The organism is Arthrobacter sp. Sr33 (genome assembly GCF_054511195.1).
Genome location: NZ_JBTNDD010000005.1, coordinates 231991 through 245077, shown reverse-complemented (window position 1 = coordinate 245077; position 13087 = coordinate 231991). Strand labels below are relative to the sequence as shown.

The window sequence follows — 13087 nt, the reverse complement described above, 5'->3', positions numbered from 1 at the left end:
CTCGATCACTGATCAAACTTACCCTCAGTTCCCCGCCCGCGGCCACCGCCGAGAGCGGGTGGCCGGGACGGGAATCGTTTGAGCGAGCGGCGGGGATAGGACAGAATGGACAGTTGTGACCAGCCAACTTGATTTCAGTGCCCTTCGAATAGCTATCCTGGGCGGCGGTCCCGGCGGGTATGAGGCGGCAATGGTCGCCGCGTCCCTCGGCGCCAGCGTCACTATCGTCGAACGACACGGGCTCGGTGGAGCGGCAGTGCTGACCGACGTCGTGCCCTCCAAGACACTCATCGCGACAGCCGACATCATGGCACGAGTGGCCTCGGCGCATGAACTGGGGGTGCGCTTCGAAAACACCGAGGCGGCCTACGCGGATCTCGGTCAGGTCAACGCGCGGCTCCTGAAACTTGCTGCCGAGCAGTCAGCCGATATCGCCCGCGCACTGGAGCGGGTGGGTGTGAAGATCCTCATCGGCGAAGGAAAGTTGCTGGACAACCACCGGCTTGAGGTCACCTCCGACGGCGAGGCCACAGTGGTCGAAGCCGATGCCGTCCTCCTTTCCGTCGGTGCGCATCCCCGTGAGCTGCCCACTGCCCAGCCCGACGGCGAGCGAATCTTCAACTGGACCCAGGTCTACACCCTCACCGAGGTACCTGAGCATCTCATTGTGGTTGGCTCGGGGGTCACGGGCGCCGAGTTCGCCTCAGCCTACGACGGCCTCGGATCGAAGGTCACCCTGATCTCCAGCCGGGACCGGGTACTCCCCGGAGAGGACGCCGACGCCGCCGAGGTGCTTGAGAACGTATTCACCAACCGCGGAATGACGGTGCTGTCGGAATGCCGGGCGCAGGGCGTGCAGCGGGTGGGTGACGGCGTCGTCGTTACGCTCTCCGACGGCCGGACCGTTGAGGGTAGCCACTGTCTGATCGCCGTCGGGTCAATCCCCAACACCGCGGGCATTGGGCTTGAGGACGCAGGGGTCCAGCTCACCGAGTCGGGCCACATCAAGGTCGACGGCGTCTCCCGCACCTCAGCCCCGAACGTGTACGCGGCGGGGGACTGCACGGGCGTGCTGGCGCTCGCCTCGGTGGCGGCGATGCAGGGCCGGATCGCCATGGCCCACCTGATGGGGGACAGTGTGACCCCGCTGAAACTGAAGCAGGTTGCTTCCAACATTTTCACGGCCCCCGAGATCGCGACGGTTGGCGTCTCCGAGGCGGACGTCGAGTCCGGCCGTTACCAGGGCGACGTCGTCAAGCTTTCGCTGCACACCAATGCCCGCGCGAAGATGATGAACGTCACTGACGGGTTTGTGAAAATCATCTCCCGCAAGGGGTCCGGAACGGTGATTGGCGGCGTCGTCGTCGGCCCCCGCGCCTCCGAGCTGATTTTTCCGCTGGCGCTCGCGGTGACCAAGAAGCTCCACGTTGACGATGTGGCCAACACCTTCACCGTCTACCCGTCGCTGACCGGCTCCATCTCTGAGGCTGCCCGGCGGCTGCACGTCCGACTCTAGGACTTTTCGGAAGTACGCGCCGGATCCGCCCCGCCTGGGTGGGGCTCGGTGACCCAACCTTGGGTCACGCTGTCCACATGCTGGACAATTTTATCCACCTGCTGGACCTTGCTGGTCTGATAGATGCATTCACCCACCCTGTTCGAGGCGCCGACGCGCGCCCTAGTGAGAGAAAGCCGCAGACATGTCAACAACCCCGTCCGCCGTGGACGTCGGTGTAGCAAAGCCGAAGAATCCCAAGGGCCGCGTCATCTTCGCCAGCCTGATCGGCACCACCATCGAGTTCTATGACTTCTACATTTACGCCACGGCATCAGTGCTGGTCTTCCCTGCGCTTTTCTTCCCGGACGCCACCCCGGCGAACGCGATTCTGAGCTCCTTCGCCGTCTTCGGCGTCGCCTTCGTGGCCCGGCCACTCGGGTCGATCATCTTCGGTCACTACGGCGACCGGATCGGGCGGAAGGGGACGCTGGTCGCTTCTCTACTCACCATGGGTATTGCCACGTTCCTCATCGGTGTCCTGCCGACCGCCCAGGTGGACGGCTGGATCATTCTCGCGCCGGCGCTGCTGGTACTGCTGCGTTTCTTCCAGGGCCTCGCCCTCGGTGGTGAATGGAGCGGCGCTGCGCTGCTCGCCACCGAAAACGCGCCGAAGAACAAGCGCGCCGTCTACGGCACATTCCCGCAACTGGGTGCACCGATCGGCTTCATCCTCGCGAACCTCCTGTTCGTCTACCTCAACGCCACCCTCACCAATGAGGAGTTCCTGGACTGGGGCTGGCGGGTACCGTTCCTGCTCAGCGCGGTCCTGGTCATCGTTGGACTGTATGTCCGCCTCAAGCTCATCGAGAGCCACTCCTTCCAGCAGGTCAAGGACAAGGGCAAGGTCGTGAAACTGCCTCTCGCCAGCGTCTTCAAGCACCAGTGGCGGGCCCTGCTGCTCGGCACGTTCATCATGTTCGCCACCTACGTGCTGTTCTACCTGATGACCGCCTTCACGCTGACCTTCGGCACCACCCCGGCCTCGGTCGAGGACGCACGGGCGGCCGCCGAAGCTGCGGGTCGCGGGTTCGACGACGCCGCCGCTGAGGCCTTCGTGCCGGGACTGGGCATTGCGCGGGGAGACTTCCTGATGATGCTCATAATCGGTGTGGTGTTCTTCGGCATCTTCACCCTGGTGTCCGGCCCGCTTGCCGAGAAGTTCGGCCGCCGGAAGATGCTGATGGCCACCACCATCGGGATCGCGTTGTTTGGTTTCACCTGGGTTCCCCTGTTCGGTGCCGGCACGACCGGTGCGATGGCGCTGCTCATCATCGGCTTCATCTTGATGGGCCTCACCTTCGGACCCATGGCGGCCATCCTGCCGGAGCTGTTCCCGGCGAACGTCAGGTACACCGGTTCCGCCGTTGCGTACAACATGTCGAGTGTCATCGGTGCTGCTCCGGCGTCGTTCGTTGCTATCGCCCTCTGGCAGCTCGCCGACGGCAGCACACTGCTGGTCGGTCTGTATCTGAGCGCGGCAGCAGTAGCGACGTTCATTGCGTTGTGGCTCAGCCGGGAAACCCGCGACCACGATTACGACAACAACGTCGCCTGACCCTTTCCCAACCCTTCACGACGGCGCGGTACCCACGGGTGCCGCGCCGTCGTCGTCGGCGGCTCCTGAAGGGTGGGTGGAGGCTCCCACGTAGAATCGGACGGGAAATCAATCCAGCGGAGGAAGTATGAGTACCCAATCACTGGCTGACGGACGCTATCTCCTCGGTAGCGTGGTCGGCACCGGCGGGATGGCCGAGGTGTACCGGGCCCGTGACATGCGGCTCGGCAGGGACGTGGCGGTGAAGCTGTTCCGGTCCGCTGCAGCCGACGGCGTGTCCCGCGGATCGGACGAGGCCCGGCTCCTGGCGGGGCTCCACCACCCGGGACTGGTCCGGGTGCTCGATATGGATTCGTCCAGTACCTCGTCGGGGCCCACCTACCTGGTGATGGAACTGATCGAGGGCCCCGATCTGGGCGCGTTGCTCGCGGACGGTCCGCTACCCTCCGATGCGGTGCGGCTGGCAGGGTGGGACGTGGCGAGGACCTTGGCATACATCCACCAGCAGGGCATCCTGCATCGCGACATCAAGCCTTCCAACATCCTGACGCGGACCACGGATCCCGATAGCGGGGTCTTCGGCTACCTGCTCACCGACTTTGGCATCGCGCGCTTCTACGATGCCGCGCGGCAGACGGCCACCGGACAGACCATCGGCACGGCCGCCTACCTTAGCCCCGAGCAAGCCCGCGGCGGAGCCATCGGCACTCCCACCGACATCTACTCCCTAGGGCTGGTTTTGCTGGAATCACTGACCGGTGCGCGCGCCTTTCCGGGGACCAGTCTCGAATCGGCGGTGGCTCGACTGCACCGACCGCCGGAGATCCCTGCAGCCCTCGGATCGAACTGGCAGTCGCTGCTGTCCCGGATGACCGCCGCTCACCCCGACGACCGGCCCACTGCCGGCGCCGTCGCCGCCGAATTCGCCCAGTGGCAGACCCCCGAACCGCACACCGAGGTGTTTACCACTGGGGGGCCCCACACCGAGGTGCTCACCACTGGGGGGCCCGCCGCGACCCGGTTCCAGCTCACCGTGCCCGACGAGCCAGGACACCAGCCCGAGCGGACCACGATCATGGCTGCCGCTCCGGCCGCGACTGAGGTGCAGCAGGCTAGTGCGTCCCCGGGGGCCGACCAGGCAGCGTCCCGGCCCGCGACCCGGCCTGCGAACCCGCCTGAGACCCGGCCCCGGCCGGCGACCCCGAATGCTGTCCCGACGGCGGCGCGACCCGCTGGTGCCAGCCGTCGACCGGGCCGACGGCGCCCATGGCTGATCGGCGTGTTCGCTGCTATCGCCGTGCTTGCCCTCGGCATGGCAGCGGTAGTGGGTCTGAATCTGGCCGGGCAGGAGACCGTCGAAGAGCTACCGGCGGTGCCGGGCACCACTGGTGAATTGCTCCAGGAACTCTACGAAAGGGTGCAACCATGAGCCGGCGAGGATATCAGTGGGCAGCAGGCGCGTCCCTCGGCGTCGCCCTGCTCCTGGCGGGGTGCGGCGCTCCCGAACTGGAGTCGGAGACGGCCGCCGCCTTCCAGGCCTCAGTGCGTGACATTGCGACAGCCGCTGCCGCCGGCGACCAGGCCGGCGCCACCCAGTTGGCCATCGATCTCAGTAAGGCGGTCACCGTGGCGCAGGGGCAGGGTACCGTCAGCTCCGACCGCGCGGCGCAGATCACGTCAACTATCGATGAGTTGCTCCTTGCGATCACGGCCGAGGTTGGGCCAGCGGATCCCGCAGCGCCCACAGCACCCACAGCGCCTGCAGCGCCCGTTCCGGAGCCCACCACAAACACGCCGTCGCCTTTACCCGAAACCCCGGCTGAAACGCCCGTCCCGCCGGTGAGTCCTCCATCGGGTGGCGACGATGTGGAGGAGAACGGGGACGACGCCGGTAGTGAGGATGACAAGGCGCAGCGGGAGGCTGAGCGGGAGCTTGAAAAACAGCAGCGTGAGCAGGAGAAGCTGGAGAAAGAGGCTGAACGAGAACAGGGACAGCCCGAAGACGACGGGTAGCCCAGCACGAGCGTGCGGCGGCTAGTCGGAGATCGCGGCGATGACCGCTCCGGCGGCCACCGTGTCGCCTGGCGAAGCACTCAATCCGGAGAGGGTGCCGGACCTGTGGGCGGTCAAGGGTTGCTCCATCTTCATGGCCTCAAGCACCACGATCAGGTCACCCTCCGCGACGAGGTCGCCGTCGGACACAGCCACCTTCACGATGGTGCCCTGCATGGGGGAGGTGAGGTCATCGCCGTCGGCCGCCGACGCCGAACCACCGCGGGCACGCAGCGCCTTCTTGGGCTTCCCGGCAGGGGACTGCCGGCCGGTACCGCCCAGCCCTGCGGGCAGGACGACCTCGAGGCGTTTGCCAGCCACCTCGACGGTGATCCGCTGGCGGGGGGCGTCGTCGTCGGACGCTGGATCGGCTGATTCCCCGGCGGACCACGGAGCAATGGTGTTGTCGAATTCGGTTTCGATCCAGCGGGTGTGAACCGTGAACGGCCCCTCGGTGGGCGCGAAGGCTGGGTCGGCGACGACGGCGGCGTGGAACGGGAGCACCGTCGGCATGCCGGTGACCTGCATCTCCGAGAGGGCGCGCCGTGCACGCTGCAGGGCCTGGGTGCGGGTGGCCCCGGTGACAATGAGCTTCGCCAGCATGGAGTCAAAGTTGCCGCCGATCACCTCACCGGCCTCGATGCCTGAATCCACCCGGATGCCGGGCCCGGTGGGGAGGGTGAGGGTCTGGACTGTGCCGGGGGCGGGCATGAAGTTCCGGCCCGCGTCCTCGCCGTTGATGCGGAACTCGAAGGAGTGGCCGCGGACCTCGGGGTCGCCGTAGCCGAGGGCTTCGCCGCGGGCGAGCCGGAACTGCTCCCGGACCAGGTCGATGCCGGTGACTTCCTCGGAGACGGGGTGCTCCACCTGGAGCCGGGTATTGACCTCAAGGAAGGAGATGGTGCCGTCCTGGCCCACCAGGAACTCGCACGTCCCGGCGCCCTGGTAGCCGGCTTCCCGAAGGATGGCCTTGGACGCCTCGTAGAGCCGGCGGTTCTGGTCCGCGCTCAGGAACGGTGCGGGCGCTTCTTCGACCAGCTTCTGGTTGCGGCGCTGCAGCGAGCAGTCGCGGGTGGAGACGACGACGACGTTCCCGTGGGCGTCGGCGAGGCACTGGGTTTCGACATGGCGGGGTGCGTCGAGGAACCGTTCGACGAAGCACTCGCCGCGGCCGAAGGCTGCGGTGGCTTCGCGGACTGCTGAATCGTAGGCTTCGGGAATGTCAGCAGCGTCGCGGACCACCTTGATGCCGCGGCCACCGCCGCCGAATGCCGCCTTGATCGCCAGGGGGAGTCCAAACTCGCTGGCGAAATCCTGGACTTCACGAACGGATTCAACCGGGTCCTTGGTGCCCGGCACCAGGGGTGCGCCGACCTTCTCGGCGATGTGGCGGGCTTTGACCTTGTCGCCGAGCTGGGAGATGGCGTCGGGGGAGGGCCCAATCCAGGTGATGCCAGCGTCGATCACCTTCTGGGCGAAGTCGGCGTTCTCGGAAAGGAAGCCGTAGCCGGGGTGGATGGCGTCAGCGCCGCTGCGTTGGGCTGCTTCGAGGATCCGGTCCATCACCAGGTAGGACTCGGCCGCGGTGCTGCCACCCAGGCCATACGCTTCATCGGCAAGGCGGACGTGCAGTGCATCCCGGTCAGGGTCGGCGTAAACGGCAACCGAAATCAGGCCCTCATCGCGGGCCGCGCGGATGATGCGCACGGCAATCTCGCCGCGGTTGGCGATCAGGACCTTGGAAACGGGGTTTACTGCAGCGGAAAAGGACTCGCTCATGGTGTGGTCTGGCTCCTTCGTATCTGTTCGGAGCCTAGCGCCATATTGTTGTCTTTGCCCATAATCCATGCGGATAGCGCGTGTGGCGGGTGGTTTCTTTGTAGGGATGCTACAAAGGGTCCCGGGGTTACCCGGTTAAACCCAGAAGTCCATCACCGTCAGGTTTGCCGACGCCAGCAGCCCCCGCAGGGTTGAGACGCTGAGCCCGATGACCGCGTGCGGATCGCCGTCGACCCGGGTGATGAACGCTCCACCCAGTCCGTCGATGGTGAAGGACCCGGCCACCTGCAGGGGCTCGCCAGTAGCCACGTAGGCGTCGATCTCGTCGTCGGTCAGCTGCGCGAAATGCACCGACGCAGAGGCGACGGCGCCCACGGTGGCACCCGATCCGCCGTCGGACGCGTCACGCGTGTCAACGAGCCAGTGCCCGGTGTGCAGGACACCAAAGGATCCGCTCATGCGCCGGATCCGGGCGCGGGCAATCTCTGGTTCCCACGGTTTGCCGTGTGCTTCGCCGTCGAACTCGAAGATCGAGTCGCAACCAATCACCAGCGCACCCTCGGAACCGTCGGCTGACGCGACCGCCTCGGCCTTGGCCCGCGCCAGGAGGAGGGAGGTGTCGAACGCATCGAGCGGACCGTACTGCGCGGCGACGGCGTCCTCGTCCACAGCGGAGACCAGCACCGAGTGGCTGATCCCGGCGTCGGTCAGGACTTTGGTGCGGGCGGGGGACGCTGAAGCGAGAATCAGGTGGGAGGTCATAGTTCAGCCTAGACACTTCCGCGCGGCGCCCCCAACCGCGCTCCGGTGGGCAACCCGGATCGACCCGGGGTCGCCTAGCCGACCAAAGCCCGGCGCAGCGTGTCCAGCCCGACCGACCCCAGGTTCAGGGAACGGGTGTGGAAGCTGCGCAGGTCAAACGCTGAGCCTTCGCGTTCCTTGACCTCGTCGCGGATCTGCTCCCACAGCCGCTGCCCGATCTTGTAGGACGGAGCCTGCCCGGGCCAGCCCAGGTACCGGTTGAACTCGAAGTCCAGGGAGCCCTCGCTGATGGCGATGTTTCGTTTGAGGAATTCGTACCCCTTGTCGGGGGTCCAGGTGCCGGTGCCCCAGCGCTCGGGAACCTCCAGTTCCAGATGGACCCCGATGTCGAACACCACGCGCGCCGCCCGCATCCGCTGCGCGTCGAGCATGCCCAGCCGTTCGCCGGGATGGTTGAGGTATCCCAGCTCCTGCATCAGCCGCTCGGCGTACAGTGCCCAGCCCTCACCGTGGCCGGAGACCCACACGGCATTGCGTCGCCAGTTGTTGAGGAGCCCGCGCTGCATGGTCGCCGTGGCAATCTGCAGGTGGTGGCCCGGAACGCCCTCGTGGTAAACGGTGGTGGTTTCCTTCCAGGTGGTGAAGGAGTCCTCACCCTCGGGGACTGACCACCACATGCGGCCCGGCCGGGAGAAGTCGTCGCTGGGTCCCGTGTAGTAGATGACTCCCTCATGGGTGGGCGCGATCCTGCATTCAATGGTGCGCATGATGGCGGGAATGTCGAAGTGGACCCCCGCCAGCTCGGCGACCGCCTTATCCGAGAGCTGCTGCATCCATGACTGCAGGGCATCGGCACCCTGCAACTGCAGCTCGGGGGACTCGTCGAGGAGCTTCATCGCCTCTTCAATGGACGCACCCGGCTTGATCTCGTGGGCGACCGCTTCCTGCTCGGCGATCACCCGGTCCAGCTCTTCGACTCCCCACTGGTATGTCTCCTCGAGGTCGACGACGGCGCCCAGGAACCGGCGCGACATCAGGGCATAGTGCTCCCGCCCAACCGCGTCCTTGGCTGGGGCGACCGGTAGGAGTTCCTCCTGCAGGAAAGCGCCCAGCCGCTGGTACGCGGCTCGGGCCGCAGCCGACCCCGCCACCAGGTCCTGACGTAGCTGCGCCGGCAGCTCGCCGTCGTCAATGGACGCGTTCGAGACGAAGTCGTCAAAGAAGCCGCCATCCTGGGCGTACTTGGTGGTCTGGTCGATCACAATCCTGATCTGGCGCTCGGCAGCGACGAGGCCGCGATCCTTGCCGGCCCGCAGAGAGACGATGTACCCGGCGAGGGCATCGGGGATGTTGTGCAGGCGGCCGGCAATGTGGGCCCACTGGTCGGCAGTGTCGGTGGGCATCAGGTCGAAGATCATCCTGATTTCCTGGGCCGGCGAGGCGAGGTTGTTCAGGTCGGCAAGGTTCATTCCGGTGCCGTGGATTTCCAGTTCCAGCCCCAGGCGCTCCCGCATGGCGTCCAGGGTGACCCGGTCGACGTCGTCGACCGGTTCCAGATCGGTCAGCCGGCCGAGCGTCTCCGTGGTGGCCTCGGCCCAGGCCTCCAGGCCGGCAGGGGAGTAATCGCGGTACTCGGTTTCGTGGCCGGGGAAGCCAAGCTCGGTAGCGAAGCCCGGGTCAAGCTGCAACAGGGTCTCGGTGTAGGCGTCAGCGACGGCGTCGATGGCTGTCTTTGTCCGGGTGGGAAGCTGCACGGACGGGTGACTGGCTGTGGCGGGAGTCTCATTATTCACAGCACGAGCCTAACCGGTTTGCCGGCGCAGGTGGTTGCTTTGAGCAATATTAAAGGACTGTAACCGGATTGTGTTCTGGGCCGCGGGGTCGGGATTCGGTTGGGGAACTACCGTGGAGAGAGAGCCACCCGTACGTGACCCGAGAAGGCGGACACCATGGCCGGACCCCGCAGGATCGTTGCTACCGCGTGCATAGCGACCGCCGCGCTGACCCTGGGCGCCTGCGGTTCGTCCAGCCCCGAATTGATCGTTGCCGACAACGTCATGCGCGCCGTCGTGCAGGTGGATGCGTACCCGGAGGCTGCCGCCAGCCTGCGCGATTCGTCGTTCCGGCTCGGAGCCGCCATGCTCGCCGCGAACCCCAACGACAACAGTGTCACCAGCCCCGTCAGCGCCCTCTACGCGCTGTCAATGCTGCGTGCGGGCGCGGCGACGACGACGGCCGCCGAGATGGACGAGGTGCTCGGCCTCCCGGCCGCACACCGGGACGAGGCAATGAATGCGCTGCTCGGGTTATGGGAGCAGTACGACGGCGATCCAGGGTCGGTCGACGAGGAGGATCCGCCCGCAGCGCCGCTCCTGCATCTTGCTAACGGGATGTTCATCGATCGGGACCAGCCGGTTGGTGCGGAGTTCCTGGAGACGCTGGCGGTGCAGTACGGATCGGGTGTCTATCAGGTGGATTATTCGGACAGGTCCACCGCCGAGGCCATTAATTCCTGGATCAACGAGAACACCGGGGGCCGGATCGAGGAGGCACCGGTCGACTATGATCCGGACACCAGGCTCAGCCTGCTCAACACCGTTTATCTGGCGGCGGCGTGGCAGACGCCCTTCGACCCGGCGGAGACGACGCCGGGGCCCTTCACTCTCACCGACGGCGGGGTTGTCGAGACCGACATGATGCGTCAGGTGGCCCTCGCCAACTACGCCTCCGGCGACGGGTGGACTGCATTGGACCTGCCGTACAACGACGGGTTATACCTGCGGCTGGTTCTGCCCGACGAGGGGGAGTCTCCAGTGCTGACCGCGAAACAGCTGGCTGAAGTCCGGGTGGGGATGGAGAGCGGCGCACAGGCCGAGGTTGCGCTGGTCCTCCCGAAATGGGATCACACCTACCACCAGGATCTGCTGGCACTGCTCCGTGGGATGGGGCTCACCGAAACCCTGGGCACCGCCCCCGACTTCGGGCCGATCAGCCCGGGACTCTTCGTCTCGGGCGCGGCGCAGGAAGCCAACATCACCGTCGCTGAGAAAGGCACCATCGCTGCGGCGGTCACCCAGATTGACATGGCCGAATCGGGGCTGTCGATGCCCGACGTCGAACTCGTCCTGGACCGGCCGTTCCAGTACCAGATCATCCACGGGGAGACGGGCATGCCGCTGTTCCTGGGAACGGTGATGGATCCGCGCTAACCTGCCCGCGCCCGCGTTACGGGGCGAAGCCCGACGAACCGGAGGCGCCGAGTGAAAGGAATAGCCTCCGCTCGAACTCGGGCAGCATCGTCTTGATATACGTTTCGCTGAGATGATTGTCGTCCATGTATACGAGGACGTTGCCGATCACCGGCGGACAGGTTCCGTCAGGGCAGATCAGGTCCGTCATATCGATCGAATGCAGCGACGGGTACCGTGCCGCCAGCTCGGCCACGGGGTCCACCGGCGCCAACTTGGTGTCCACCTGGAACGTGCAGGAGGGGTCATCCTGGCCAGAACTTTCGACACATTCCGGCATGTTGACCGGGAAACGCGGATTGTCGCGGATCGCGATCAGTTGGGCGCCGCTGGCAATGATCTGCTGTGCCGCCTCCTCGTAGCCGGGCACCAGGCGGTCATCCTCGCGGGTGTGGTGGGACGAGGAGGAGACAGTGAACACCAGATCCGGATCCTGCGCAGCCAGGTAGGCCAGGACGTCGGCGTTCCATTGGTCGCAGTTCTCGACCGGCTCCTTCCCGACCGGCGCGCCGAACGGACACTGCCCCTTGCGGAGCACAACGAGGTCCCAGTTGTTGCGTTTCGCCACCGGTTCGATCGCCGCTACCCACTGTTGCGGATGGGAGGCGCCCACCACCACGGCCAACTTCGCCGGGTTCTCCACCGTCGTCTGATTGCATCCACTCTGCAGCGAACCGAAGGACGAGGCATCGAACTCGCCCGCGCAGGCCTCGTCCAGGGTGACCCACTCGCTGTTGAGTGCGGTCATCATCGGCATCAGAGGGGCGTCGGCGTCACCGAAGGGAACGAACCCTTCGCGCAGCGATGCGGCGCCGGGATTGTTGGCGTTGTCGGCGGCGGCAGTCGCCGCAGTGTGGATCTGCAACTGCCAGACTCCGAGCGGCAGCCCGACGAAGAGGGCGCAGGCGGCGATGACGACGGCGGACCGCCGGCGCTTGCGTGCGGCCCACTTCAGTTGCCGGATCGGCTTGTCGATGAATCGGGTGGTGACCACGGCCCACAACACCGACACGGCGATGATCACCAGACCGGAGAACAGCCCCGCTGACTCGAGGTCCTGATGAATCAGGAAGATCACCAGCAGCGGCCAGTGGATCAGGTAAAGAGCGTAGGACGCGTCGCCCAGCTTCACCAGGGGTTTCCATCCGAGGAACCGGTCCACCCCGAACCGGTGATCCGTTGCGCCGGCCACGATCACCGCAGCTGCCGCGAGCGTGGGCCAGAGAGCGATATAACCGGGGAACTGTTGCTCCACCTGGAGGACGAATCCGACGGCGAGCATCGCCGCGATACCAGCCCAGCCGAGGACCACCCGGCTCAGCATCGGTAGCCGGACGTAGGGCAGCGCTAGCGCTATCAGGGAACCAAGAGCGAATTCCCACAACCGGGTGCGGGTGTCGAAGTAGGCAAACGCCTGGTTCGTTGTGGTCTGCCACACGGAAAAAGTGAGGGACCCGGCGAACACCAGCCCAAAGAGCCCCACCAGGATGCGCCGCGGGCTGACCCGGAACCGGGTGGAGATAATCGCTGCAACGGCGAAGAGGAGAGGCCACAGGATGAAGACCTGGCCCTGGATGGACAGCGACCAGAAGTGCTGGAAGGGGCTCGCGGTGCTGTGATCTGTTGCGTAGTAGTCGACGGAGTTTACGGCGAGCAGCCAGTTTTGGAAGTAGAGCAGCGACGCCCAGGCCTGGTCGAGGAGGTCCGTCCACCGGCCCCGCGGCACGAAGGCCATCACCGCCCCGAGCGTGACAACGATGGTCAGTGCGGCCATTGGCACGAGTCGGCGGAAAAGGTTCACCCAATAACGCAGCAGATCGAGCGGGGTGCCAGTCTCAAGCTTGCGGGTGAATGAGAGAGTGAGGAGGAATGCGGAGATGAGCAGGAAGACGTCGACACCGCCGGAGACTCGCCCCAGCCAGACGTGATAGACCACCACCATAAGCACGGCGAGTGCCCGCAGTCCCTGCACCTCGGACCGGTAGCCGGGTCGCGGAAGTGAGGCTGGCGTGCCGGAGCGCGCTTCGATGCGCCGCACCGGCACCGTGGAATGATGCCTGCCGGTCATGGTCGTTTCCTCTCAGCCGACAGACTTACCGATCCAGTCTAATCTCTGTCGGCAGGGGGAGCGGC

The 13087-nt window shown here is 66.0% G+C and carries 9 protein-coding genes; 5 read left to right on the top strand and 4 right to left on the bottom strand.

The features are described 5' to 3' along the window. Positions 1-115 precede the first annotated feature (115 nt). The 4 genes from ACX80T_RS09280 (at position 116) to ACX80T_RS09265 (ending at position 5126) form a co-directional block, all read left to right on the top strand. Positions 116-1516 carry an NAD(P)H-quinone dehydrogenase gene (locus tag ACX80T_RS09280; protein WP_459304246.1) on the top strand — a complete coding sequence of 467 codons (1401 nt, stop codon included), beginning with the start codon at positions 116-118 and terminating at the stop codon, positions 1514-1516. 184 nt (positions 1517-1700) lie between these two features. Continuing rightward, entirely contained in the window at positions 1701-3113 is a 1413-nt protein-coding gene (locus ACX80T_RS09275) for an MFS transporter (RefSeq protein WP_024477515.1), read from the top strand. Positions 3114-3240: 127 nt separating this feature from the next. Beyond that, on the top strand, positions 3241-4542 hold the full coding sequence (locus ACX80T_RS09270; protein ID WP_459304245.1) for a serine/threonine-protein kinase: 1302 nt from the start codon (positions 3241-3243) through the stop codon (positions 4540-4542). Then, complete coding sequence (locus ACX80T_RS09265; protein ID WP_459304244.1) at positions 4539-5126, top strand: hypothetical protein; 588 nt, start codon at positions 4539-4541, stop codon at positions 5124-5126. The genes ACX80T_RS09270 and ACX80T_RS09265 overlap by 4 nt, the downstream gene beginning before the upstream one ends. 21 nt (positions 5127-5147) lie before the next feature. Here the strand turns inward: ACX80T_RS09265 and ACX80T_RS09260 are convergent, their stop codons facing one another. From ACX80T_RS09260 to ACX80T_RS09250, 3 genes are all read right to left on the bottom strand, one after another. Next, positions 5148-6944, bottom strand: a complete 1797-nt coding sequence (locus ACX80T_RS09260; RefSeq protein WP_459304243.1) for an acetyl/propionyl/methylcrotonyl-CoA carboxylase subunit alpha — start codon at positions 6942-6944, stop codon at positions 5148-5150. A 135-nt stretch (positions 6945-7079) separates the two neighbouring features. Further along, positions 7080-7706 carry a Maf family protein gene (locus tag ACX80T_RS09255; RefSeq protein ID WP_116778589.1) on the bottom strand — a complete coding sequence of 209 codons (627 nt, stop codon included), beginning with the start codon at positions 7704-7706 and terminating at the stop codon, positions 7080-7082. A gap of 74 nt (positions 7707-7780) precedes the next feature. Next, entirely contained in the window at positions 7781-9499 is a 1719-nt protein-coding gene (locus ACX80T_RS09250) for a DUF885 domain-containing protein (protein ID WP_459304242.1), read from the bottom strand. 156 nt (positions 9500-9655) lie between these two features. On the opposite strand from ACX80T_RS09250, the gene ACX80T_RS09245 reads away from it, so the two are divergent. Continuing rightward, positions 9656-10915 carry a serpin family protein gene (locus ACX80T_RS09245; RefSeq protein WP_459304241.1) on the top strand — a complete coding sequence of 420 codons (1260 nt, stop codon included), beginning with the start codon at positions 9656-9658 and terminating at the stop codon, positions 10913-10915. Between the two features lie 16 nt (positions 10916-10931). Here the strand turns inward: ACX80T_RS09245 and ACX80T_RS09240 are convergent, their stop codons facing one another. Then, a complete protein-coding gene (locus tag ACX80T_RS09240) occupies positions 10932-13022 on the bottom strand; it encodes an acyltransferase family protein (RefSeq protein ID WP_459304240.1) in 2091 nt (696 codons plus the stop codon). Between the last annotated feature and the right edge of the window lie 65 nt (positions 13023-13087).

Coding starts and splice junctions, on each gene's coding strand:
- ACX80T_RS09275 (WP_024477515.1), top strand. CDS start 1,701: ATGTCAACAACCCCGTCCGCCGTGGACGTCGGTGTAGCAAAGCCGAAG.
- ACX80T_RS09270 (WP_459304245.1), top strand. CDS start 3,241: ATGAGTACCCAATCACTGGCTGACGGACGCTATCTCCTCGGTAGCGTG.
- ACX80T_RS09265 (WP_459304244.1), top strand. CDS start 4,539: ATGAGCCGGCGAGGATATCAGTGGGCAGCAGGCGCGTCCCTCGGCGTC.
- ACX80T_RS09260 (WP_459304243.1), bottom strand. CDS start 6,944: ATGAGCGAGTCCTTTTCCGCTGCAGTAAACCCCGTTTCCAAGGTCCTG.
- ACX80T_RS09255 (WP_116778589.1), bottom strand. CDS start 7,706: ATGACCTCCCACCTGATTCTCGCTTCAGCGTCCCCCGCCCGCACCAAA.
- ACX80T_RS09245 (WP_459304241.1), top strand. CDS start 9,656: ATGGCCGGACCCCGCAGGATCGTTGCTACCGCGTGCATAGCGACCGCC.
- ACX80T_RS09240 (WP_459304240.1), bottom strand. CDS start 13,022: ATGACCGGCAGGCATCATTCCACGGTGCCGGTGCGGCGCATCGAAGCG.